Annotated in this window: 19 protein-coding genes and 1 pseudogene; 16 read left to right on the top strand and 4 right to left on the bottom strand. The window is 42.4% G+C overall.

The window, feature by feature from the left end:
• The first annotated feature begins 40 nt into the window (after positions 1-40).
• The 5 genes from uvrB to ABJ384_RS09550 all read left to right on the top strand — a co-directional run bounded on the left by uvrB (position 41) and on the right by ABJ384_RS09550 (position 6196).
• A complete protein-coding gene (gene uvrB / locus ABJ384_RS09570) occupies positions 41-2065 on the top strand; it encodes an excinuclease ABC subunit UvrB (protein ID WP_349927000.1) in 2025 nt (674 codons plus the stop codon).
• 160 nt (positions 2066-2225) lie between these two features.
• On the top strand, positions 2226-2813 hold the full coding sequence (locus ABJ384_RS09565; protein ID WP_349926998.1) for a lipocalin family protein: 588 nt from the start codon (positions 2226-2228) through the stop codon (positions 2811-2813).
• Positions 2814-2960: 147 nt separating this feature from the next.
• Positions 2961-3890 carry an EamA family transporter RarD gene (rarD, locus tag ABJ384_RS09560; protein ID WP_349926997.1) on the top strand — a complete coding sequence of 310 codons (930 nt, stop codon included), beginning with the start codon at positions 2961-2963 and terminating at the stop codon, positions 3888-3890.
• A 268-nt stretch (positions 3891-4158) separates the two neighbouring features.
• A complete protein-coding gene (locus ABJ384_RS09555) occupies positions 4159-5616 on the top strand; it encodes a glyceraldehyde-3-phosphate dehydrogenase (protein WP_180044578.1) in 1458 nt (485 codons plus the stop codon).
• A 205-nt stretch (positions 5617-5821) separates the two neighbouring features.
• On the top strand, positions 5822-6196 hold the full coding sequence (locus ABJ384_RS09550) for a helix-turn-helix domain-containing protein (protein WP_166167111.1): 375 nt from the start codon (positions 5822-5824) through the stop codon (positions 6194-6196).
• A 227-nt stretch (positions 6197-6423) separates the two neighbouring features.
• Here the strand turns inward: ABJ384_RS09550 and ABJ384_RS09545 are convergent, their stop codons facing one another.
• Positions 6424-7617: an MFS transporter gene (locus ABJ384_RS09545; RefSeq protein ID WP_349926994.1), complete on the bottom strand. Its 1194-nt coding sequence runs from the start codon at positions 7615-7617 to the stop codon at positions 6424-6426.
• A gap of 269 nt (positions 7618-7886) precedes the next feature.
• Between ABJ384_RS09545 and cgtA the strand changes: the two genes are divergently transcribed.
• Both cgtA and proB read left to right on the top strand, forming a co-directional pair.
• Positions 7887-9104 (top strand): Obg family GTPase CgtA, encoded by a 1218-nt coding sequence (cgtA, locus tag ABJ384_RS09540; RefSeq protein ID WP_349926992.1) that lies wholly within the window; start codon positions 7887-7889, stop codon positions 9102-9104.
• Between the two features lie 29 nt (positions 9105-9133).
• Complete coding sequence (gene proB, locus ABJ384_RS09535; RefSeq protein WP_086196117.1) at positions 9134-10267, top strand: glutamate 5-kinase; 1134 nt, start codon at positions 9134-9136, stop codon at positions 10265-10267.
• Positions 10268-10329: 62 nt separating this feature from the next.
• Here the strand turns inward: proB and ABJ384_RS09530 are convergent.
• Positions 10330-10926 (bottom strand): annotated as a pseudogene (locus ABJ384_RS09530) (phosphatase PAP2 family protein).
• Positions 10927-11082: 156 nt separating this feature from the next.
• Positions 11083-11787, bottom strand: a complete 705-nt coding sequence (locus tag ABJ384_RS09525; RefSeq protein ID WP_349926990.1) for an SIMPL domain-containing protein — start codon at positions 11785-11787, stop codon at positions 11083-11085.
• A gap of 476 nt (positions 11788-12263) precedes the next feature.
• Here ABJ384_RS09525 and ABJ384_RS09520 point away from each other — a divergent pair, with 476 nt between their 5' ends.
• The 8 genes from ABJ384_RS09520 to sohB all read left to right on the top strand — a co-directional run bounded on the left by ABJ384_RS09520 (position 12264) and on the right by sohB (position 22514).
• Entirely contained in the window at positions 12264-13637 is a 1374-nt protein-coding gene (locus tag ABJ384_RS09520; protein ID WP_180044296.1) for a diaminobutyrate--2-oxoglutarate transaminase, read from the top strand.
• Between the two features lie 3 nt (positions 13638-13640).
• Complete coding sequence (locus tag ABJ384_RS09515) at positions 13641-15173, top strand: aspartate aminotransferase family protein (protein WP_349926988.1); 1533 nt, start codon at positions 13641-13643, stop codon at positions 15171-15173.
• 739 nt (positions 15174-15912) lie between these two features.
• A complete protein-coding gene (locus ABJ384_RS09510) occupies positions 15913-16938 on the top strand; it encodes a substrate-binding domain-containing protein (RefSeq protein WP_166167009.1) in 1026 nt (341 codons plus the stop codon).
• Between the two features lie 99 nt (positions 16939-17037).
• Positions 17038-18417: a phosphate ABC transporter permease subunit PstC gene (gene pstC / locus ABJ384_RS09505; protein ID WP_086196110.1), complete on the top strand. Its 1380-nt coding sequence runs from the start codon at positions 17038-17040 to the stop codon at positions 18415-18417.
• Positions 18414-19805 (top strand): phosphate ABC transporter permease PstA, encoded by a 1392-nt coding sequence (gene pstA, locus ABJ384_RS09500; protein WP_349926985.1) that lies wholly within the window; start codon positions 18414-18416, stop codon positions 19803-19805. Before pstC ends, pstA begins: the two co-directional genes overlap by 4 nt.
• 13 nt (positions 19806-19818) lie before the next feature.
• Positions 19819-20745, top strand: a complete 927-nt coding sequence (gene pstB / locus ABJ384_RS09495; RefSeq protein ID WP_086196108.1) for a phosphate ABC transporter ATP-binding protein PstB — start codon at positions 19819-19821, stop codon at positions 20743-20745.
• An 82-nt stretch (positions 20746-20827) separates the two neighbouring features.
• Positions 20828-21499, top strand: coding sequence for a hypothetical protein (locus tag ABJ384_RS09490; RefSeq protein WP_349926983.1), 672 nt, complete (start codon positions 20828-20830; stop codon positions 21497-21499).
• A 52-nt stretch (positions 21500-21551) separates the two neighbouring features.
• The gene (gene sohB, locus ABJ384_RS09485) at positions 21552-22514 is read left to right on the top strand and encodes a protease SohB (RefSeq protein ID WP_349926982.1); all 963 of its coding nucleotides are present in this window, start codon (positions 21552-21554) and stop codon (positions 22512-22514) included.
• Between the two features lie 252 nt (positions 22515-22766).
• On the opposite strand, the gene ABJ384_RS09480 is transcribed toward sohB, so the two are convergent.
• The gene (locus ABJ384_RS09480; RefSeq protein ID WP_349926980.1) at positions 22767-23459 is read right to left on the bottom strand and encodes a DUF2238 domain-containing protein; all 693 of its coding nucleotides are present in this window, start codon (positions 23457-23459) and stop codon (positions 22767-22769) included.
• Between the two features lie 396 nt (positions 23460-23855).
• Here ABJ384_RS09480 and ABJ384_RS09475 point away from each other — a divergent pair, with 396 nt between their 5' ends.
• On the top strand, positions 23856-24095 hold the full coding sequence (locus ABJ384_RS09475; protein WP_349926979.1) for a hypothetical protein: 240 nt from the start codon (positions 23856-23858) through the stop codon (positions 24093-24095).
• The last annotated feature ends 64 nt before the right edge of the window (positions 24096-24159 follow it).

The raw sequence follows: 24159 nt of genomic DNA, 5'->3' as shown, positions 1-24159 counted from the left end.
ATATCATTCAAACTGCATTAGTGTATAGAAGCTAAATAATATGTCGGATAGTCATCAACCTTTTGAATTAGTGACCAGCTATCAGCCTGCGGGGGATCAGCCACAAGCCATTGAAAAATTAGTCAAAGGTATTCAAAAAGGCTATCACGACCAGTTGTTACTTGGGGTAACCGGGTCGGGTAAAACCTATACCATGGCCAATGTGATTTCCCAGTTACAGCGTCCTACCATTGTCATGGCACATAATAAAACCTTGGCTGCACAGCTGTATGGCGAGTTCAAGTCATTTTTCCCCAATAATGCGGTTGAATATTTTGTCAGCTATTACGACTATTATCAGCCTGAAGCGTATGTGCCATCTTCCGATACCTTTATTGAAAAAGACTCGGCGATTAATGACCATATAGACCAGATGCGTCTTTCGGCAACGCGGTCATTACTGGAACGCCGTGATGCCATCATTGTCGCGTCGGTGTCTGCCATTTATGGTCTGGGTGATCCGAATGCCTATATGAGCATGTTGCTGCATATTGTGCAGGGCGACCGGATCAGCCGGGATGACATCATCCGCCGTCTGGTAGAAATGCAATATACCCGTAACGAACTGGAATTCTTGCGTGGTACCTACCGTATCCGTGGTGAAATTATTGATATTTTCCCAGCCGAATCAGATCAGGATGCCATCCGTATTGAACTGTTTGATGATGAAGTCGATTCCATTCGCTGGTTTGATCCCTTAACCGGAAAAATGGTGCGTAAAGTTCCACGCGTGACCATTTATCCTAAAAGTCATTATGTTACTCCGAAGGATAATTTACAGCGCGCCATTGGCACCATTCGTGAAGAACTGAAAGAGCGTCTGGGTTTCTTTAGGGCTAATGACAAATTACTGGAAGCACAGCGTATTGAACAGCGTACCCGCTATGACTTGGAAATGATGCAGCAATTGGGTTATACCAACGGCATCGAAAACTATTCACGTCATTTGTCTGGCCGTCCGGCAGGCGAGGCACCACCGACCTTATTTGATTATATTCCCGATGATGCCTTGCTGATTATTGATGAATCGCATGTCACGGTGCCGCAGATTGGTGCCATGTATAAAGGTGACCGTTCGCGTAAAGAGAATCTGGTGAATTATGGTTTCCGTTTGCCAAGTGCACTGGATAACCGTCCGATGCAGTTTGAAGAATGGGAACGTATTATCCCATCAACGATTTATGTCAGTGCAACCCCGGCAAAATACGAACTTGAAAAATCGGAACAAATTGCCGAACAGGTGGTTCGTCCAACTGGGCTGTTGGATCCTGAAATTGAAATTCGCCCAGTGCTGACTCAGGTCGATGACGTGCTGTCGGAAATCAATATCCGTAAGGAACTGGATGAACGCGTTCTGGTCACGACCTTGACCAAACGTATGGCGGAAGATTTAACTTCGTATTTAAAAGAATACGGCGTTAAGGTGGCTTATCTGCATTCAGACATTGATATCGTGGAGCGGACCAAGATTATTCATGAGCTGCGTAGCGGTGTACATGATGTGCTGGTCGGTATTAACCTACTGCGGGAAGGTCTGGATATGCCGGAAGTGTCCCTTGTGGCCATTCTGGACGCCGATAAAGAAGGCTTCTTGCGCTCGGAACGTTCATTGATCCAAACCATTGGTCGTGCTGCACGTAACGTGAATGGTAAAGCCATTCTGTATGCGGATCGCATTACCGACTCCATGCAAAAAGCCATGGATGAAACTGAGCGCCGCCGTGCCAAACAGATTGAGTTTAATACCCTGCATGATATTACACCGCGCAGTACCAAGCGTCAGAATAACCAGGATATCGATACCGGTGAAGTGCTGACTGATGACCAAATTGACGAGAAGATTTCGGATCAGGCCCGTGCCCTAAGTGCCGATGAGCGTCATATTTTGGCTGATCCTAAATTGCTGGCAAAACATTTGTCCAAACTGGAAAAAGAGATGCTCAAAGCTTCGAAAGAATTGCAGTTTGAACAGGCAGCGCGACTGCGTGATGAAATAGTTCGTCTGAAGGCACAGATGCTCAGCTAGCTTGATGATTTTGATTGCAAAATAATTAAGGTCTGTTGGCAATTCATGTATGAAATGTCAACAGACCTTACATAACGCTACAGTATGGTTGGGTTGGAGTCGTTATTTTTAAATGTGTAAGCACTTAAAGAATTTAAAATTTTGACTGAAAGGTACTTTTATGACAGGCGATAATCTTCCAAAAGCGGGCTATAAACTGGCTAAAATTGCCGTCGGTGGAGCTGTATTGCTGGGTTTGGGTATGGCGACAATGGCATATGCGCAAACCAAGCCACTACAAACGGTGGAAAAGGTTGAGCTGGATAAATATCTGGGGGTCTGGTATGAAGTGGCTCGCAAGCCGCTGTATTTTCAAAATAAGTGTGATCGTGATGTCACCGCGACCTATACCCTGAACGAGAACGGCAATGTGGTTGTAGATAACCGCTGCTATACTAAAGAGGGTAACCTCACCCAGTCGATTGGAGAGGCATTTATTGAAAATGCACCTTTCAATAGCAAATTAACAGTCAGTTTCTTGCCTGAGGCAATTCGCTGGTTACCCTTTGGTCGAGGTGATTACTGGGTGCTTAAACTTGATGAAAATTATCAGACTGTATTGGTGGGTGAGCCACGCCGCAAATACATGTGGGTATTGTCCCGTACTCCACAACCTGATCAGGCAGTCGTCAACGAATATTTGGAATATGCCAAGTCGTTGGGCTATGATTTGGGTGATGTGATTCATACCAAGCAGACGATCAGGTAACATACTGCATACTTTAACAAAAGTTCAAAACCATGCTTAGGCATGGTTTTTTATTTGTTAAGATAGCTTCGGTTTTAAAGTTGAATGATCCAGTATTTTGGATGGTTTCGTAAAGTCATGAAATGAATAATCCCCTTGAGGTAAAAGATGTATAAAGGCTTGGCTTTGTCAGTATTGGCATCCGTTACTTTTGGGGTGTTGTATTTTTATACGCAATTTTTAAAACCTTTGGACAGCGAACAGACTTTTGCCTGGCGCATGCTGGCCACGCTACCGTTCCTAACCCTGTTTATGTGGTGGTCGGGTGATCTCAAACACATTGCCGATATTTTTAAGCGTATGGTTAAACAGCCTGTCTTCCTGATCTGGCTGATTTTTAGCTCCCTGCTTTGTACCACACAACTGTGGCTGTTTCTCTGGGGCCCCATTAATGGCCGTGGTCTGCAAGTTTCACTGGGGTATTTTCTGTTGCCTTTGGTGATGGTGCTGGTGGGTTGTGTGCTTTATAAGGAAAAACTGTCGAAATGGCAGTTGGCTGCCGTGATGTTGGCCATTTTAGGGGTAGGACATGAAATTTGGCGTATCGGCAGTATCGCCTGGGAAACGGTTTATGTTGCTTTGGCTTATCCCTTATATTTCTTTTTACGCCGGGTCTTTAAAACGGATCATTTGGGCGGTTTCTGGTGGGATTTATGTCTCATTTTGCCAGTAGCTTTTTACTTGGGCTTTATGCATAGCGATAGTCTGAGTTTAATGGCTCATTTTCCACATTTAATTATTGCCGTGATTGGCCTGGGTTTTTTAAGTGCGTTGGGACTGGGTAGTTATATGCTGGCTAGCCGTTATTTGCCCTTTGTGATTTTTGGATTGCTGAGTTATCTCGAGCCCGTGCTTTTGGCCTTTGCTTCTATTGTGTTGGGGGAACGGGTTGAGACAGGAGAATGGCTGACTTATATTCCCATCTGGATTGCCGTTTTATTGCTGGTCATTGAAGGTACAATTCATATCATCAAACAAAAGCATAAACAGCGTGCACTGAATCAAAATGTGGAAAACTATCAGGATCGTTTGAAATAGACTTCAATCGGTAAACTGGGTAAAAACTCAGGTTGTTTGATTAAGCAACATTTAACAAAAAAGTATACTTTTACTTTTTAAATCGCTTTCTGATCTTTTAACAGTAAAATCATAAAAATAATTACAACTATTTTATAAATTTATAGTGAATATACCGTAAAAAGCACGTTGAACATTCAGCTTTTGATTCAAAGTTGCTGATAATTCCTTTACAATTGTCGGGTTTGAAATTTATGCCTAGATATACAATTAATTAGAGGACGTAGCTGTGAGCAAAGACACTATCATCGCCCTACATGCAGAGCACCAAGGTCGCTGGAAAAACCGTGAAGAAATCGCGGAACGTATGATTGCCCTGATTGGTCAACTATATCGTGAAAAAAATATCGTGACTTCGGTATACGGTCGTTCTTTAGTTAACCGTTCAGTAATCCAGATTTTAAAAGCGCATCGCCGTACACGTGTTATGGATGTTGAGCTTTCTGTGGTTCACACTTTCCCGATTTTAGAAGCTTTAGCTAAAATTGAAAATATTGGTTCAGCAGAAATTGATCTAGGTAAACTTGCTGTTGAATTCAAGGAAAAAGGCGGTGACGTAGACGCTTTTGTTGCTGAAGCAGTGAAATCTTTAGCAGGTAATGCGAAGGTTGTAGAAGGCAAAGATGTTGTTCTTTACGGTTTTGGTCGTATCGGTCGTATTCTTGCGCGTTTAATCATTGGTCAATCAGGTTTGGGTCGTGGTTTAAATCTTAAAGCAATCGTGGTGCGTAAATCATCTGATGGTGATTTGGAAAAACGTGCTTCATTGCTGCGTCGCGACTCTATCCATGGTCCGTTCCAAGGCACAATTTCAGTTGATGAAGAAAACGAAGCCATTATTGCAAACGGTAACTTCATTAAAGTGATCTATGCATCTAGTCCATCTGAAGTGGACTACACTGCTTACGGTATTAACAATGCACTGGTGATTGATAACACTGGTAAATGGCGTGATGCTGAAGGTCTTGCTCAACATCTTCAATGCCCAGGCGCTGCACGCGTAATCTTGACTGCACCTGGTAAAGGTGACATGAAGAACGTTGTATACGGTGTGAACCAGGCCGACATTCTTGATGAAGATACTATTATCTCTGCTGCAAGCTGTACCACTAACGCCATCACGCCAACACTTAAAGTGTTAGAAGACAAATACAAAGTGCTGAATGGTCACGTTGAAACAGTTCACTCGTTCACAAACGACCAGAACCTGATCGACAACTACCATAAAGCTGACCGTCGTGGCCGTGCTGCAACATTGAACATGGTTATTACGGAAACAGGTGCTGCTAAAGCGGTTGCTAAAGCACTACCTGCGCTTAAAGGCAAGTTGACTGGTAACTCTGTACGCGTTCCTACACCAAACGTTTCATTGGCTATTCTTAACTTGACTCTTGAGAAAGAAGTTGATCGTGAAGAAGTGAACGAATACATTCGTCAAATCTCAATCAACTCAAACCTTCAAGGTCAAATCGGTTATACCAACTCAACTGAAGTGGTATCTTCTGACTTTATCGGTTCACGTACTGCAGGTGTATTTGATGCGCAAGCAACAATCACTTCAGGCAACCGTTTAACTTGCTATGTTTGGTACGACAACGAAGTGGGTTATAGCTGCCAGGTATTACGTATCGCAGAACAGATGGGCGGCGTAAGCTATCCAAAAATTCCTGCCGAAACAAATGCATAATTTGTTAAAGTAGTAAAAGGGAGTCTCTATAGAGGCTCCTTTTTTTATGCCGTTATTTTAAGCTCATGCTATAAGCAGAAATTTTTACTGAATTTAATTAAAAAATGATACTTGTAGCCGAAATTCTAATCTGATAGCTTACAAATGGTAAGTACATTAAAAATAGTAAGTAAAAGATAAAAATATACAGATGGAGAGAGCTTGAATGAGTAAATATGCGATCAGTCCTTTGTTGGGGCAGGTGTTATCGAATGAATGTCCATCACGGGAAATATTGGAACATCTCGCGAACAAATGGTCGGTATTGGTTCTACGTTGTTTAAGTGAGGGGGTGCATCGTTTTAGTGAGCTGAAACAGCGCATTGAAGGGGTGAGTGAAAAAATGCTGTCACAAACGCTAAAAATGCTGGAACAGGATGGTTTTATTTTACGTACCGTCTATCCGGTGGTGCCACCCAAAGTGGAATATCAGCTGACCATTTTAGGCTCGCAAGCCGCAGAAAAAATGAATTATCTCATTGGATGGGTAGAGCGGAGTTTGCCTGAGATTTTGGAGAATAAAGACCGTATTGCTAAATAAGAATTAAATTGTCTTTGTGGGTAGTCATTAGCTGGAAAGGCCGGAAATCTGGTGGTGACTTTACTGGTAAGGGATCGGACTTTGGTTATGGTCTGTAGGATTTTTTCTTTATCGATTCAAAGATTTATCAGGAAGAGATTCACAGGATAAATGTTTATCCGCTTTAGAGATTAAGTCTTATAAAGTTTTAAAGGAATAAACCTTGTGGTCTATTCCTTGTGCTGAATTTAAACCTTTTTCATTTGGCTAAAATCAAAACGGTCAATCAGCAAAATTCCAATCGAGAAGACCAGACCGAGTGCAACACAGCCAATCCACCCAAAGTGTTCCCATGCATATACTGCACCCAGCGAACCCAAAGCTGCACCCGAAAAATAGATGGTCATATAGACTGCATTAATCCGTGAACGTGCTTTCAGGTCAATCCGGTAAACCAGATTTTGGTTTAGGACATGAAAGGCGGTGAGGCCAAAATAACTCATCAAAACCCCAATTGCATAAACCCAAATATTCTGCTGGGCAAAGAACAGGGGAATACATGAAAACAGCATTAGAAAAATACACAGTGTTGCGACCAGATTTTCCTTGCCTTGCCCCACAGTTTTGCCCGACCAGCTCGATGAATAAATCCCGATGACACCGAGCAAGCCAAACAGGCCAATTTCAAAATCACTAAAGTAGTAAGGCGCATTGCCTAGGACAAAGGTCATCGAGGTAAAGACCATCGACAAGATGCCAAAGCCTAATGCACCAGCACAGGCACGACGGATTAAATGTGGATTGTTTCGGGCAAGTGTAAACAGTGAACGGTAAATACTGCTGATGGTTAAGCCGGTTTGAGGTTGAGTATTTGGTAATTTTTTCCACATCACAACAGCAAACAGCAGGGTGATCACGCCACTGGATAAATACACAGCTTCCCAGGACCAGTACGTTGAGACAAAACCGGCAAAGGTCCGTGACAGGATAATCCCCATCACCAAACCGCTCATGAGTTTTCCAACCGTTGCAGCACTGGATTCTGGTGGACTAATGGTTGAGGCAAAAGGAATCAGAACCTGAGCGGAAATTGCCCCAAAGGTGGCACACAGGGTGAAAAGATATAAGGTGCTGAGGGTGGTGCTAAATGACAGCAGAATTTGCGAGATGGCAGCAAATACCATCAAACTGACCACAAGTTTACGTTTATTCAGGAAGTCGCCTAAAGGAACCAACAGCATTAAGCCAAGCACATAACCAATTTGGGCAAGCACGACGGTTAAGCCGGCCTGACTGGTGCTAATTTTCAAACTCTTTTCAATCGAATAAATCAGCGGCTGATTAAAATAAGCCGAACCGGCACATAAACCGCAGGCGATTGCCATAAGCAATACAAATTGTGATGACAAAGGGCTGACAGTTTCAGGTTTTGGCAAAGACATGATCAGGACTCAAACAACGCTGCATGCACTATAAGGAGAGTTATCCAGATTATGAAATAAGTAAAATCAATCATGTGATCATTAATTTATATCAACGGTTGGAAAATAATTGCTTGGCAAAAAGATCGGACAACATCAGCTTTTTGATAGATGTTTATAAAATAAAACTGAATTCAGTCATCTTCATGGAGTGCTGAATAAATATATTCGAGAAATTCTTTAAAATATGGCAGAATATGGGGTTTTAAAGTTTTTAGAGGATTGGCAGCATGCGCTTTGTTGATGAAGCAGTCATTACCGTAGAGGCTGGCGACGGTGGCAATGGCGTAGCCAGTTTTCGCCGTGAAAAGTTCGTACCATTTGGTGGTCCAGATGGTGGTGACGGTGGCCGTGGCGGTAGTATTTATATTCAGGCCGACGACGACACCAGCACCCTAGTAGATTATCGTTATACACGTAAATTCCGTGCAGAACGTGCAAAAAATGGTCGCGGTGCAAACTGTGCAGGCCGCGGCGGTGAAGACACCGTATTACTGGTTCCGGTTGGAACCACCATTGTAGATACAGAATCTGGCGATATCATCGGTGACTTGGTCGCTGATGGTCAGCGTGTATTGGTTGCAGCAGGCGGTGAAGGTGGTTTAGGGAATACTCACTTCAAATCTTCGACCAACCGTTCACCACGTAAATGTACTCACGGTGCTAAAGGTGAATTCCGTGAAGTGCGTCTAGAACTTAAAGTATTGGCGGATGTTGGCTTGCTTGGGATGCCTAACGCAGGTAAATCGACCTTTATTCGTGCGGTTTCTGCTGCAAAACCAAAAGTTGCAGACTATCCATTTACCACCATGGTGCCGAATCTGGGCGTGGTAGATGCCGACCGTCACCGTTCATTTGTGATGGCCGATATTCCGGGTCTGATTGAAGGTGCATCTGAAGGTGCTGGTCTGGGTATTCGTTTCCTTAAGCATTTGGCGCGTACCCGTATTTTGTTGCACATTGTCGATGTACAACCGATTGACGGTTCAGATCCGGCACACAATGCCAAAGCAATTTTGAATGAGTTGAAAAAATTCTCTCCAACACTTGCTAAATTGCCAGTAGTACTGGTGCTGAACAAGGTTGACCAACTTGACGAAGATACGCCTGAAGAATGGTGTAAGCATCTTCTTGAGGAAATGCAATGGACAGGTCCAGTATTCAAAACTTCAGGCCTCATGTCTGAAGGGACTAAAGAAGTTGTGTATTACCTCATGGATGAAATCGAGAAACAACGTGAACTCGAAGCTGAAGATCCAGAATACGCAGCACAATTAAAAGCGTTCCGTGACCAGCTTGAAGCTGAAACACGTGAACAAACCATCGCAGCGAAAGAAGCGTATCGTGAGATGCGTCGTCAACAGCGTCTTGCCGGTATTCTAGGTGATGACGACGATGATGATGAAGACGGTGATGATGGTGAAATGGAAGTGTACTACGTACGTTAAGCTCGGCAATAAGAGTAACTGAGGACAAGATGATAGAAGTGGTAGATGGGCAACGTCAGCTCAAGGCTTGTAAACGAATCGTTGTTAAAATCGGATCATCTTTACTCACAGCAAACGGAACAGGGTTAGATCTGGATGCAATTTCGCATTGGGCGAAACAGATTGCAGATCTGCACAATGCAGGACATGAGATTATTCTGGTGTCTTCCGGTGCTGTGGCTGAAGGTATGGTGCGAATGAAACTTGAGAATCGACCCACCGATCTACCCAGTCTTCAGGCTTGTGCTGCCATTGGTCAAATGGGGCTGATTCAAACTTGGTCGAGTGTTCTGGAAAATCATTCCATTCAAACGGCGCAGGTTTTATTGACTCACGATGACTTGGCAGACCGCCGTCGCTATCTCAATTCATGTGATGCCTTACAGAACCTGATTGACTGGCGTGTGATTCCGGTTATCAATGAAAATGACACGGTTTCTACTGATGAAATCCGTTTTGGTGATAATGATACTTTGGCCGCGATGGTGGCAGGTCAGGTGCATGCCGATTTGCTGATTATCCTGACCGATCAGCAAGGCATGTTTGACTCCGATCCACGTTCTAATCCGAATGCCAAACTGTTCCATACCGTGCGTGCTTTGGATGAAAGCCTGTTTGATATGGCCGGTGGTGGCGGTAAATTTGGTCGTGGCGGTATGCTGACCAAAGTCCGTGCTGCGCGTCTGGCGGCAAAATCGGGTTGTCCAACCCTGATTGCCAGTGGTGAAAGTGATAATGTGCTTGCTCGCTTAATGTCGGGTGAATTGTTAGGTACTTTGTTTATTACTGACAATGACCGTATTACCGCACATCAGCAATGGTTGGCGGCACATCTACAAACTGCTGGTCGTCTGGTTCTTGATGATGGTGCAGTCAAAGCGATTAAAGACAATCACCGCAGCTTGTTACCTGTAGGGGTAAAAGCGGTGGAAGGTCACTTTGAGCGTGGTGATGTGGTGGAGTGTGTAGACCAAGAGGGTCATCGCATTGCTGTTGGTCGCGTCAACTTCAGTTCACGTTCTGCGGAAATTGTCAAAGGTCTGGCCTCTGATAAAGTGCATCAGGTGTTAGGTGAAGCACGTTCGCTGGAAATGATTCACCGCAATCATATGGCGATTTACTAAGTTTTATAGATTCAAAAAAATCCCGCTTTAGAGCGGGATTTTTATATATATTTTTTAATTACTTATTTAATTAAACCACGTTGAATTAGAGCGCCAAATAATTTTTCATAGAGAAACATGACCCAACACATCAGTTTTGCCTGGTAGTGATGCCATAATTTTAAACCAGCAAGATTCACAGCCCACGACAAAATAAAGGCACCGAACATATCAACCGGGAAATGTACACCAACATAGATTCGTGACCATGCCACCAGCCAGGCAACTGCCAGCAAGAATTTTCCAATATACCGGCGCGCCGAAAAATAATAGGCAAAGGCAATACTGCTAAAAATGGTCATGTGATTGCTGGGGAATGAGCCTGTTGCTTCGTGTGTAATTAAAGTCTGACCGAGATGCATCACAAAAGGACGTGGAGTATTGAACAGGTAAGAGGCCAGCTCACTGATGGAAAGAGCGATACAACAAAATACAAAGGCTTTTAGAATCAGGGCTTTTGAATTTTGATGACCATAAAACTAAAACAGGACAAAGCAGGCAATCAGCAGATACACGAGATCATGGGCGACAAAAGTGGCAAAGCACATCATCAATGGAGAAGCCTGTTCAGATACATTCAAAATGCTAAACAGATCAAGATTTAAACTTTCAAAGGACATATGGTAAGTGGGAGAGATAAAAGGCGAAAGATGGGGGTTACAAGAAAAATAAAATGAAACGTTTAACTGGATTGTCGCTATCTTGTTGTAAATTATCTATTTGGCTGATTAAAAAAACCGTGTGTGCACACGGTTTTTGTTTAACTCATCATTTCATTATTTAAACTGAATTGAACCATTGGCATTAACGGTAATTTTTGATTCACCGGCCTCAACATTTTGCGCATCAGCGGCCTCAGCACCTGCAAATTTCGCCATGTTGGCACGCATCATCACCGGTTGTGGGTAATAGTTATTGGTATTCAGGTTGAGGTTAACCAATTGATAGCCTGATTTATTCCATGCCGAAGTCAACATTTGTGCGCGTTGCTGAAAGTTTTTCGAGGCTTCCACCATCAATTCATTTTCCACTTTTTTACGTTGTGCATCGGAAACGGTAAAGTTGATTGACTGGGTTTGGAAGTTTTGCTGTAATTCGCTGATTAACTGGCTGACGGCTTTAAAATCGGTACTTTTTACGCGAATTTCAGCGCGACCACGCCATTCTTTCAATTTCTGGCTGTCATTGTCATACACAGGATAAGTGCTCTGTGTACCCGTTTCAACTTTCACTTGCGGGTATTTTTTCGATGCTGCAATGGCTTGATTCATGAGTTGTGTGATGAGTGCAGAAAGTTCAGCTGGCTGCTTCTTACTTCTTTCAATATATAAAACTGCATACATTTCATCATTGGAAATCTGGCGAGTGGCTTCAGCCTGGACATTGACTAAATTATAATTCAGCTGTTCTGTTGGCTGCGCAAAGGTAGCTGTTGAAAGTAGGCTACTAAGTAGCAGAGAGGAGAGAGTTAAATATCGCATTATTTTTACCTATTTTTTGTAAAGAAAAGTTCAGCTTTTAATAAACATGGTATCGCTACTTCATGAGGATTTTTTGTAGACTTTGTGTCAAGATTGTAAATGGTTTGATCAATCTTATAAAAAATGGCTTTTAAATAAAATATTTAAAAATTAATCACTTAACTTGATTTAACTTGAGCGGTTACGTTCATTCAATCTTTTGCATAAAAAAAGTATAAAAATAAGGTTTTCTTTAGTCTGTCACACTGTAAGATGATAATTCAATCTAAGAATTGGCTTGATATATTTTTTTGATCGGTTTTAGGCAGATAAAGTCATAAAACTTGTTTATTTTATTGAAAAATTCTGTATCATCCGCCGTTTAGTTATGATGTATAAATCAAGTCGTCAAACTAGATTCTATAAAGCACCGAGTCAAAGGACCACAAGTCACCCGACTTATTTCTTTCAACCCATATCAGAGATGGTAATTCGATATGAGCGTTTCTTCTGTAAATCCTGCCACTAAGTCTACTAACGAATACTATTTGACTCGCCAAAGCCAGATGGAATCCAATGTTCGTAGCTATCCACGTAAATTGCCGTTAGCGATAGCAAAAGCCTTAGGTTGTTGGGTTACTGATGTTGAAGGTACAGAGTACCTCGATTGTTTAGCTGGGGCAGGAACATTGGCTTTAGGCCATAATCATCCTGCGGTAATTCAAAGTATCCAAGATACGCTAGCAAGCGGTCTTCCATTACATACTTTAGATTTAACGACACCTTTAAAAGATGCATTTACTGAAGCATTACTTGAACAGCTCCCTGGTGGGAAGGAAGAGTATTGCCTACAGTTCTGTGGTCCGTCTGGTGCAGACGGTACAGAAGCAGCAATTAAATTAGCAAAAACTTATACCGGTCGTAGCTCAGTGATTAGCTTCTCAGGTGGCTATCACGGTATGACACACGGTTCTTTGGCAATGACAGGTAACCTGTCTGCGAAGAATGCAGTCAATGGCTTGATGCCAGGCGTACAGTTTATGCCATATCCGCATGAATACCGTTGCCCATTAGGCATTGGCGGTGAAGCGGGTGTTGATGCCTTGACTTATTATTTCGAAAACTTCATTGAAGATGTAGAAAGCGGTGTAACCAAGCCAGCAGCTGTGATTCTTGAAGCGATTCAAGGTGAAGGCGGTGTGGTGACTGCACCGGTTAAATGGTTGAAGAAAATCCGTGAAGTGACTGAAAAACACAATATCGTGTTGATTCTTGACGAAGTTCAAGCAGGCTTTGGACGTTCAGGCAAAATGTTTGCCTTTGAACATGCAGGTATTGAACCTGACGTAGTGGTGATGTCTAAAGCTGTAGGTGGTAGCTTGCCGCTTGCAGTACTGGGTATTAAACGTAAATTTGATGCTTGGCAGCCAGCAGGTCACACCGGTACTTTCCGTGGTAACCAGTTGGCGATGGGTACAGGTCTTGCGACCATCAAAACCATCAAAGAACAAAATCTTGCACAAAATGCGCAAGAACGTGGCGATTTCTTACAAGCTGAATTGAAAAAATTAGCAGTGGAATTCCCATGTCTCGGTAACGTACGTGGCCGTGGTTTGATGATCGGTATTGAAATCGTTGACGAACGTCAAAAAGCAGATCATATGGGTTCATTCCCAGGTGATTCTCAATTGGCTGCTGCTATTCAGGCTGCATGTTTCGACAACAAACTGTTGTTAGAAAAAGGTGGTCGTAACGGTACTGTGATTCGTTTACTTTGCCCGCTTATCATCACCCAAGAGGAATGTGTTGAAGTGATTGCCCGCTTTAAGAAAGCAATTGCTGAAGCGCTTGTTGCTGTTCGAGGTGCATAAGGCATGGTAGATTTTGCAGAACACCGTAAAGCGTTATTCTGCAATGATGCAGGTTCTATTGCTGACTATCAGTCAGCAATGGACGAAGCGGTAAAAGCCGTTTCTGCATGGTTGCAAAACGACAAAATGTACACCGGCGGCAGCATTAAAGAGCTACGCAGTGCGATTGCATTTCATCCTTCAAAAGAAGGCATGGGGCTACACAAATCGCTTGCGCGTATGGTTGAGCTTTTCTTAAATAAAAGCCTGAAAGTTCATCATCCGCACTCGTTAGCACATTTGCATTGCCCGACCATGGTGGCAAGCCAGATTGCAGAAGTATTGATTAATGCAACCAACCAGTCTATGGACTCATGGGATCAAAGCCCGGCCGGTTCATTGATGGAAGTGCAGTTGATTGACTGGCTACGTCAAAAAGTTGGCTATGGTTCAGGTCAGGCAGGTGTATTTACTTCTGGCGGTACCCAGTCGAACTTGATGGGTGTGCTGCTTGCGCGTGATGCTTGCATCGCGAAAAACTGGAAAGATGAAAACGGTAATCCATGGTCTGTTCAGCGCGATGGCATCCCTGCTGATGCGATGCGTAATGTCAAAGTCATCTGTTCTGAAAATGCACACTTCTCTGTGCAAAAGAATATGGCGATGATGGGCATGGGCTTCCAGTCCGTAGTCACTGTTCCTGTAAATGAAAATGCACAGATGGATGTCGATGCACTGGAAAAAACCATGGCACATCTTCAGTCTGAAGGCAAAATCGTAGCATGTGTGGTTGCGACTGCAGGTACAACCGATGCTGGCGCAATTGATCCATTGAAAGAGATTCGTGAAATCACTAACAAGTACGGCGCGTGGATGCACATTGACGCAGCTTGGGGTGGTGCACTGATTCTGTCTAATGACTATCGTTCTATGCTCGATGGTATTGAGTTGTCTGATTCTGTGACACTTGATTTCCACAAGCATTATTTCCAGACCATTTCGTGTGGCGCGTTCTTGTTAAAAGACGAAGCCAACTACCGTTTCATGCATTATGAGGCTGAGTACTTGAACTCTGCTTATGATGAAGAACATGGCGTGCCGAACCTGGTGTCGAAGTCATTGCAAACGACTCGTCGCTTTGATGCGTTGAAATTGTGGATGACGGTTGAAGCATTGGGTGAAGAGCTTTACGGTTCAATGATCGATCATGGCGTGAAACTGACCCGTGATGTTGCTGATTATATTAAAGCGACTGATGGTTTAGAGCTTCTGGTTGAACCGCAATTTGCATCAGTGTTGTTCCGTGTAGTGCCAGCAGGCTATCCGGCAGAATTGTTAGATACATTGAACCAGAACGTTGCGGATGAACTGTTTGCGCGCGGCGAAGCGAATATTGGTGTGACTAAAGTGGGTCAGGTTCAATCTTTGAAGATGACTACACTTAGTCCAGTTGCGACTTTAGATAACGTGAAGAACCTGCTTGGCCTTGTGCTTGCAGAGGCTGATCGTATCAAAGGTTCAATCGCGGACGGTACATATACACCGGCAATTGATTAATTGATTGTCTGTGTGAAAGGAGGAGACCATACGGTCTCCTTTTTTGTGTGTTTAAGATTGTACAACCTCATTTGATTTATGAGGTATCAATATTGATCTGATTGGAAGAGATGTGGTTGAAAAGTTTTGCTTTAAATTCAAGCTGTAAATTACAGACTAAAACCTTTTAGAGAGCAGTATTCTGCAAGCAAGTCCCAGTCATGTTCTTTAAAGATCATGTGAGCGGGTCAATCATGATTAAAATTTTTAATTGTTTTACTGTTTATGGTCATATCACTGTCATTATTTATTTTTGACTATATGACAAAATCATGTTGTATGAATTTCAGATATTTGGACAAGTGGTGGTGAAAATTAGAGTAGTGTAACTTTGGGACCTGACAAAGAAAGCCTGATACAGATAGAAAAGAAATCCAGAAACAGAACATTTTTATTGTCTGCTCATAGAATAAACACCCTGCAAGTAGAAACAGAAGGCATGAAAAAATGACAGATTTAAGAAATATTACAAATTTATACTCAAAAACAATGTTTGAATAATATTTTTGATTGGTTTTTAGTTATTGAATTTAAAAGATATTTTTAAAAATCCTACAAAAGAAATGAATTATCATAAAAGCGTCACAAAGCTGTAACTTGATTGTCATATTCTAAAATCAAAATGCAATCATCGAAATAAGTACAAAACTTTATAAAAAGTAGCGTACTTCAAAATTGCATCTATTGAAGAGAGAAAAGAATGCGCTTAAACCACATCGCACTTGCTTTAGCACTTTCAGGGGCAGCTGTAGCAACAACCGCAAATGCAGCTCGTGACACCATTCAGATTGCTGGTTCTTCAACTGTTTTGCCATACGCAAGTATTGTAGCAGAAGAATTTGGTAATACTTTCCCGCAATTTAAAGCACCAGTTGTTGGTTCTGGTGGTACATCTGGCGGTTTAAAACAATTCTGTCAGGGTGTAGGTGACAATACCATCGACATCGCCAATGCATCTCGTAAAATTAAAGATACTGAATTGGCTGCATGTAAAAAAGCTGGCGTAAACCAAGTAATCGAAGTTAAAGTAGGTTATGACGGTATTGTATTCGCATCTAACTCAAAGAAAGCAGCTTATAAATTACGTCCACAACATGTATTTGCTGCACTGGCTGCACAGTTGCCTTCACAAGGCAAATTGGTTCCAAACCCGTATACACGCTGGAATCAAATTGACAAAGCACTTCCAAATGAACCAATTACATTGGTAATTCCAGCTTCTAACCACGGTACACGTGAAGTGTTCCAGGAAAAAATGGTTGAAGCAGGTTGTGAATCTTACGCATATTTCAAAAACTTAGACAAAGATGCTCAGAAGAAAGCATGTTCAAATTTCCGTAAAGACGGAAAAGTCATCGAAATTTCTGGCGATTATACTGAAACACTTGCACGTTTAAAAACTTCTCCAAGTGCAGTAGGTGTGTTTGGTTTAGGTTTCTATGACCAAAACCGTGACAAATTACGTGTAGCTACAGTGAACAATGTGACTCCATCAGAGAAAACTATTCTAAATGGTTCTTACCCGGTATCACGTCCATTGTACTTTTATGTAAAAGGTGAACACCTTAAATCAATCAAAGGTTTACAACAGTATTCTGAGTACTTCCTGAATAAGAAAGTTTCAGGTAAAGGCTCTAAACTGGAAAAAGCCGGTCTGATTTCTATGTCAGACAAAGAACGTGCCAAAGTTCTTGCAAATTTGAAAGCCGGTAAAGCGGTTAAGTAATTAGGATAAATGAGCTGACGGTAGAATAATTTCTACCTTCAGCTTTTTTGTATAGACAAGTTTTTCAAAGCATGAAAATTGAAAAATGCTGGAGAATACATGAATCTGCTACTTATGGGCGTGTTGTTGGCATTAATTGCCATCGCCTATCAAATCGGGTTATCAAAAAGCCGTAACCTAGCAGGTAAGGGAAATAACACTGCAAAGTTGCACTCGCGTCCTGGCTATTACGGGGCACTGGTGGCTTTATGGTGTGGTATCCCTGCTTTTTTAATTTTACTGGTTTGGAATATTGTCGAACCGAACATTCTGCGCCATGTGGTGTTAAATAATGTCCCTGCAAACGTTGCAGCGACATTGGATCGTGCTGGCATAGAAGTGCTCATTGATCGTGTTAAAGCGATTGCTTCGGGTTTTGGTGTGAGTGATCAAGCCGCAGCCTATGAAATTGCAGCCGCACAGCAACTCGCGAAAATTGAAACGATTAGTTCTTTTGCTAAATTGGCTTTAGTGATTTGTGCCGCTTTGGCGGGTCTGGTGATGGCTAAAAAGCGCATTGCCCAGCAATATCGTGCCCGTAACCAGGTTGAAAAAATCATTAATTGGGGCTTGGCTCTATGTTCCGGTGTGGCCATCTTAACCACCATCGGCATTGTACTTTCGATGTTTAGCGAAGCCATGCGCTTTTTCCATTTTGTCAGTCCGATCGATTTCTTTTTTGGTACGGAATGGAACCCTGGATTTAGTACTTCTGGAAATGCAGAAGGCAGTTATGGCCTGTTGCCATTAATCTGGGGAACCCTGATGGTGAGCGGAATCGCCTTATTGGTTGCGGTTCCTGTTGGACTGATGATTGCTATCTATCTGGCTGAATATGCACCTTCAAGTTTTCGTGCCTGGGCAAAACCTGCCATTGAAGTTTTAGCCGGTATTCCAACCATTGTTTATGGCGTGTTCGCATTGATGGTGATTGGTCCGTTCTTCAAGTTGCTTGGCGAAAGCATTGGACTACACATTAATGCAACCAGTGCCTTAACTGCCGGTTTTGTCATGGGCATCATGATTATTCCGTTTGTATCCTCACTGTCGGATGACATTATTACCCAGGTGCCACGTGCACTACGCGATGGTTCTTTAGGGCTGGGTGCAACCAAGTCTGAAACCATTCGTCAGGTGGTTCTGCCTGCTGCACTGCCGGGTATTATTGGCGCATTCCTACTTGCCGCATCACGTGCGATTGGTGAAACCATGATTGTGGTTCTGGCAGCAGGGAATAGTCCATTATTGCATGTCAATCCGCTAGAAGCCGTATCTACAGTTACTATTACCATTGTGAACCAGTTAACCGGCGATACCGACTTTGCCAGCCCGCAAGCTTTGGTGGCATTTGCATTAGGTCTAACGCTGTTTGTCATTACGTTAGGTTTAAACATTGTTGCACTGTATATCGTGCGTAAATATCGCGAGCAATACGAATGAGTACATCAAATACATCTTCTATGGGGCAAAGCTTTGACCCACAAGCTGCAGCTGAATTACGCGAAAAACGTAAACAGAGAATTGCTAGTTCTTTAGCCAAACGTCATCGTAAAGAAAAGACATTCCGTATTTTAGGCTTTTCTGCAGTTGTGACAGGTTTGTTCTTTGTGGTGCTTTTATTCGGAAGTATTTTAGCGAAAGGCTTACCTGCATTCTGGCAAAGCAGTCTCTCTGTACCGGTCTATTTCGATCCTGCCATCATTCAGGTGGGTGCAAAACCTACGCAGAAGGATGGCGAATCTCCAGCTCAGTTTGCAGAGCGTACCATTGCCTGGCAAACCGAAATGGGCATGGTCGATTGGGATGCCTTGATTGTTAATGGCATGATTGCAAAAGATCCTTCAATTGCCTCAAAACGTGATGATTTATCTGCTTTGTATACCAGTTCAGAGGCCTATCGCTTGCGTGATATGGTAATGGCTGATCCAACGCTGATTGGCAAAAAAGAAGAGATCAAGATTCTGGCCGATGCCAATGTCGATGTATGGTTAGCAGGTAATATTGATCGCAGTTTACCTGATGACCAGCAACAGCTTAGTCCTGAAATTCGCCAGCTTGCCGATGATTTAAAAGCCAAAGGTGTGATTGAGAATAGCTTTAATACCAATATCTTTACCAATCCGGACTCACGTAGTTCACCTGCAACTTCTGGTCTTGCAGGTGCATTTATGGGCTCAGTGTTCATGATGCTGATCGTGATTTTTATCTCGATTCCGATTGGTGTGGCATCAGCGATTTATCTTGAAGAATTTGCGCCTAAAAATTGGATTACAGATGTTGTTGAAGTGAATATCAATAACTTGGCAGCGGTTCCTTCGATAGTCTTTGGTTTGCTCGGCGCTGCAATTTTTATTGGCTGGATGCATTTACCCCTTTCTGCACCATTGGTCGGTGGTCTGGTACTGAGTCTGATGACCTTGCCAACCGTGATTATTACCACACGTGCATCACTGAAAGCAGTACCACCATCCATTCGTCAGGCGGCATTGGGCCTGGGTGCTTCCCGTGTACAAATGGTATTTCACCACGTGCTACCTTTGGCGCTTCCGGGCATTTTAACCGGCGCCATTATTGGGGTAGCACAAGCCCTCGGTGAAACCGCACCCTTACTTTTGATTGGGATGAGTGCTTTTGTAGCAAGCGTGCCAGCGACACCACTCGATCAATCTACTGCATTACCAGTACAAATTTTCTTATGGCAGGGTAACGAATTACGTAACTTCTTTGAAGGGCGTACTGCTGCCGCAATTATTGTCTTACTGGCGCTGATGGTTGGTTTGAACAGCCTTGCCATCTGGTTACGTAAGAAACTTGAAGTGCGCTGGTAAGTGAGGACAATATATGAATACTGTAACAGCTATGACACAAGCAAATTCCTTAGAACAGGATGAATCCGTGAATCCAGAACAGAAACAGTTTATCGCTCCCGAAGTCGATCAAAAACATCCTGGTACTTCATTTGTTTCTCAATTCGATACTCATACTTCAACGAAAAAAGAAAATGAAACATCGAATGTTAAAATAAGTACTTCAGATGTCCATGTTTACTATGGCGAAGCAGAAGCCATTAAAGGTATTGACATCAATATCTATGAAAATGAAGTGATTGCCTTTATTGGTCCATCGGGATGTGGTAAATCAACTTTCCTGCGTACCTTAAACCGTATGAACGACACCATTGATACCTGTCGCGTGACCGGTAAGGTGATGCTTGATAATCAGGATATCTATGACCCGAATCTGGACGTGGTTTTACTGCGTGCACAGGTTGGTATGGTGTTCCAGAAACCGAATCCATTCCCGAAATCAATTTTTGATAACGTGGCGTATGGTCCTAAACTGCATGGTTTGGCGCGTGATAAATACGACCTGGAAGAAATTGTGGAAAATAGCCTGCATAAAGCGGGGCTGTGGAATGAAGTCAAAGACCGTTTAAACCAGCCGGGTACAGGTCTTTCAGGTGGTCAGCAGCAGCGTTTATGTATTGCGCGTACTATTGCGGTTAGTCCGGAAGTGATTCTGATGGATGAGCCATGTTCAGCGCTGGACCCGATTGCAACGGCTAAAATTGAAGAACTGATTTCAGAACTTTCAACCCAATATACCATTGCGATTGTAACGCACTCGATGCAACAGGCTGCACGTGTATCTGACCGTACTGCCTATTTCCATTTGGGTGACTTGATTGAAGTCAATTCGACTGAAAAAGTCTTTACTCAGCCAGATCACCAATTGACTGAAGCGTATATTACTGGTCGCTTCGGTTAATCTGAACACCATTTTTAAAAAGAGCCGTAAGGCTCTTTTTTCGTTATAATTAACAGATTAAGAATCCAACCAGAAAAGAAGAATGCAGTCTACACTTGAAGAGCGAGAGCACGCTAAAATCACACGTCGTGCCTTAAAAGAGGTGTTTCAAATCTTATTTGGCACAGTGTATATAGATCAATATTTTGCTGTTTTCATGGTTGGGCTGAGTATAGTCATTGCAGTTTTGATCCCTGATTATGACGGCTTGTTTCTAACGTCGCAAAGCCGCGGCATGACAAATTACCATCGATGGCTTTATGATATTTTTGTGATTGTGTCGAGTTTGATGGGTTTTGTCCTTTATTTTTTATTGAAAAGACAAAAATATAATACTGAGTTTGGCCAAAAGTGGCGTGCCTACATTAGAGCAAATGCTGAAGTTAAACTATATCGTTATCAAAAAGCACAACAGGAAGGTAAATTTCCCTTGTTGCATACACGCTTTGGGGAGTATTTCTTTCTCATTTTTTTGATTATATTGTTTGTTTCAATGTATTCATTAATCACACCAATTGAAAATTCAAGAAGTGGTAATTTCTTTATTCAGACGTGGTGGCCAATCAATGCGGTCATTATAGGGGTGTTATATTCGGGATGGTTTTGGCTGTATGTTCGTTTATTCGCGGTGAAAGCTATTATGACACAATATAGGGGGTTGATTCGATGTGAACAAGCTAAACGCAATCGTAATAATACTATTGAAAAATGCTGAAATTGACCTAATCTAAAGATATAAACCGAATTAAACTGAGAATAGATTTTTTATGTTATTTCACAACCCCAAATTACCCGCTGAAATCCGTATCAACCATTTAAACGCACGTGTAAATGAACAACGAAAAAAAATTGCACAAGCGACTGCATCTAAATTGGAACAACTGCATCTTGCCCAACAGCTTTCAAAAGAAGCGCGTTTACGTAAAAAGAATAATCAAAAAATTTATGTGCTTGACTTCAAAGGTGACACAGCAGCCTCTGCCGTAGAAAACTTGCGTGAAGAAATTACCCTGATTTTAGCCACTGCAAAAGCAGGATGTGATCGTGTTGTGGTGCGTCTGGAAAGTCCAGGCGGTATGGTGCACGGCTATGGTCTGGCAGCTGCCCAGCTGGTGCGTTTGCGGGATGCCGGTTTTAACCTGACGATCTGTGTCGATAAAGTCGCAGCCAGTGGCGGTTATATGATGGCCTGTATTGCCAATGAAATTGTATCTGCACCATTTGCCGTGGTCGGTTCCATTGGTGTGGTTGCACAGGTACCAAACTTTAACCGTCTGCTGAAAGAAAAGCACATCGACTTTGAACTTTATACCGCAGGTCAGTTTAAGCGTACCGTGACCATGTTTGGGGAAAATACGGCTGAAGGCAAAGCCAAATTTGAACAAGAGTTACAGCAAACGCATGAGTTGTTTAAGCACTTTGTTGAAAAATACCGCCCACAATTAAATGTTGAAAAAGTGGCAACAGGTGAGCACTGGTATGGAAAGGATGCGCTTGAATTAAACTTGGTAGATAAGCTGCAAACTTCAGATGAATATTTGCTCAGTCTATTGCCACAGCATGAAGTCTTTGTGATTGAAACCCGCCGTAAACCAACTTTAGGTGAAAAGCTGGGTTTACAAGCGGCGCAAATGGCAGATGGTTTGGTACCAGCGGTATTGAATAAAGTCATGGAAACTTTGACCAAAGCAAATGCAAATTTGCTACAAATGCGCGATCCTAAGCTTTAATTGAAATTTGTTTGGCTATTTTAAAATTGCGCTTTAATGAGCGCAATTTTTTTGACCGTAGCTTCTTAATATCCAATTTAGTTTGATCCCCCTTATGAGGGAATTAAAATAAATGAGCATAGGTTTTTTATGCTTCAGCATATCACCACTTCTGCAACGGATTTACTGATCCGGTTTCAGTATATTGGGAGTAAATAGTATTCTGCTTGAAAAATGGCTGACAAAGTAGAGCTGGGGGAGACTGAAGCTGACTCATGGTTTCCTGTTTGCCTGAATGCTATCCTTGGACGTGTGGTCACTTTCTGGTTGCGGTATTTTAGCTAGGCTTTTATAACATAAATCAAGAAGGCCATAGCCTGCAGCGCCGACTGTTGCAAGCAGCATATCTTTATGTGCATCCCACATATCTCCCTGTTGCCCATTATAATTTTCTGCTTCCTCCGGTGATAAACCAATGGCAATCAGCCATTCAAGCCATTCATAAATTAAGCTGGTGGCCATGATAAATTGCACGACTAATAAAAATAGCGTGAAGGGTTTGGCCTCAGGCAGCCATACATGAAACAGCCGTAGTAACACTGGGTAGAGCAGTACACCACAGGCAAGATGCACCAGACGGTCATACATATTGCGTGACCAGCCCATCGATTGATTAAGGTCAAAATTGAACAGCTGAATTAGCCATTCGTTATAGGGAACATAGGAATAGAGGTAATGTGCACCGATAATATGGATCAGTAAAAAAACTAGATAGAGCACAAAACTATAAAAACTCATGCCAATTTTTTTTTGGGTAAACAATAGCAGCACCAGCATAAACACGGTACCGGCTTGATGCAGTAGATATGCTTCAAATTCTAAAGGATGGATACTGGCGATGATTACCGCAATAGTGAGTACTGCAAGAGCAACCCAGTGTTTGATATTCAATTGATGTTCAATCATTATTTCTTGTATTGGCAAAGTTTTATTGGGAGTGCTGAAATTTTATCAATGGCTTATGTGGTTACAAACATAGATGAATTGTCAACGGATTCTATTCTAATCAAAAAGCGAAGTCTAAGCTTCACTATTTAAGTGTAATGGTAAATTATATTTTCGCCATCGGAACATTAGTCTGTTCGCCCAGGTTGATGTATTACTGTGTAGGTAGGGTAGATCTTGCAGCTGCCTGTTTAGCAAAATAAGTCAGGCTGATAGCCGAAATAGCGCCAAACGCATGGTTATTTCCCTAATCAATTGTGCTGTTATGAGTCATGATTTTGCCCTGTGTAAAGGCTTTTCATAAGCGAATCCGTTAAACTGTATCTATATTTTTTAAGATTTTCCTGGGTAGTGCACATGGCTGTTATAGAAGCATTCGAAGCAAAACAGAATTGTTATTTTAATTATGACTTTGAAGCGCTTTATTTAGAGGATGATTTCCCTGAAGAATTGTCAGTTTCTTTGCGCGGCATGTTGTACCGTCATGAAATTCAATATCCAGATGCAACCTATTATATTTATTTCAGTGATGTTTTAAGTGGTGATGAATTGGAAAAAATGAAAGTGGATTGGATGCATTATTGTCCATTGCCATAATTAGAATATTAATTTTGTTCACCCAATAAAAAAGCGAAGCCTAAGCTTCGCTTTTTAGATCAAT

The organism is Acinetobacter sp. A1-4-2, from assembly GCF_040233925.1.
Taxonomy (GTDB): Bacteria; Pseudomonadota; Gammaproteobacteria; order Pseudomonadales; family Moraxellaceae; genus Acinetobacter.
This window is presented reverse-complemented; position numbering and strand designations above follow the sequence as displayed.

Coding starts and splice junctions, on each gene's coding strand:
- ABJ384_RS09520 (WP_180044296.1), top strand. CDS start 12,264: ATGAGCGTTTCTTCTGTAAATCCTGCCACTAAGTCTACTAACGAATAC.
- pstB (WP_086196108.1), top strand. CDS start 19,819: ATGAATACTGTAACAGCTATGACACAAGCAAATTCCTTAGAACAGGAT.
- ABJ384_RS09510 (WP_166167009.1), top strand. CDS start 15,913: ATGCGCTTAAACCACATCGCACTTGCTTTAGCACTTTCAGGGGCAGCT.
- rarD (WP_349926997.1), top strand. CDS start 2,961: ATGTATAAAGGCTTGGCTTTGTCAGTATTGGCATCCGTTACTTTTGGG.
- ABJ384_RS09515 (WP_349926988.1), top strand. CDS start 13,641: ATGGTAGATTTTGCAGAACACCGTAAAGCGTTATTCTGCAATGATGCA.
- ABJ384_RS09475 (WP_349926979.1), top strand. CDS start 23,856: ATGGCTGTTATAGAAGCATTCGAAGCAAAACAGAATTGTTATTTTAAT.
- ABJ384_RS09490 (WP_349926983.1), top strand. CDS start 20,828: ATGCAGTCTACACTTGAAGAGCGAGAGCACGCTAAAATCACACGTCGT.
- sohB (WP_349926982.1), top strand. CDS start 21,552: ATGTTATTTCACAACCCCAAATTACCCGCTGAAATCCGTATCAACCAT.
- ABJ384_RS09565 (WP_349926998.1), top strand. CDS start 2,226: ATGACAGGCGATAATCTTCCAAAAGCGGGCTATAAACTGGCTAAAATT.
- cgtA (WP_349926992.1), top strand. CDS start 7,887: ATGCGCTTTGTTGATGAAGCAGTCATTACCGTAGAGGCTGGCGACGGT.
- ABJ384_RS09525 (WP_349926990.1), bottom strand. CDS start 11,787: ATGCGATATTTAACTCTCTCCTCTCTGCTACTTAGTAGCCTACTTTCA.
- uvrB (WP_349927000.1), top strand. CDS start 41: ATGTCGGATAGTCATCAACCTTTTGAATTAGTGACCAGCTATCAGCCT.
- pstA (WP_349926985.1), top strand. CDS start 18,414: ATGAGTACATCAAATACATCTTCTATGGGGCAAAGCTTTGACCCACAA.
- proB (WP_086196117.1), top strand. CDS start 9,134: ATGATAGAAGTGGTAGATGGGCAACGTCAGCTCAAGGCTTGTAAACGA.
- ABJ384_RS09545 (WP_349926994.1), bottom strand. CDS start 7,617: ATGTCTTTGCCAAAACCTGAAACTGTCAGCCCTTTGTCATCACAATTT.
- ABJ384_RS09480 (WP_349926980.1), bottom strand. CDS start 23,459: ATGATTGAACATCAATTGAATATCAAACACTGGGTTGCTCTTGCAGTA.
- ABJ384_RS09550 (WP_166167111.1), top strand. CDS start 5,822: ATGAGTAAATATGCGATCAGTCCTTTGTTGGGGCAGGTGTTATCGAAT.
- pstC (WP_086196110.1), top strand. CDS start 17,038: ATGAATCTGCTACTTATGGGCGTGTTGTTGGCATTAATTGCCATCGCC.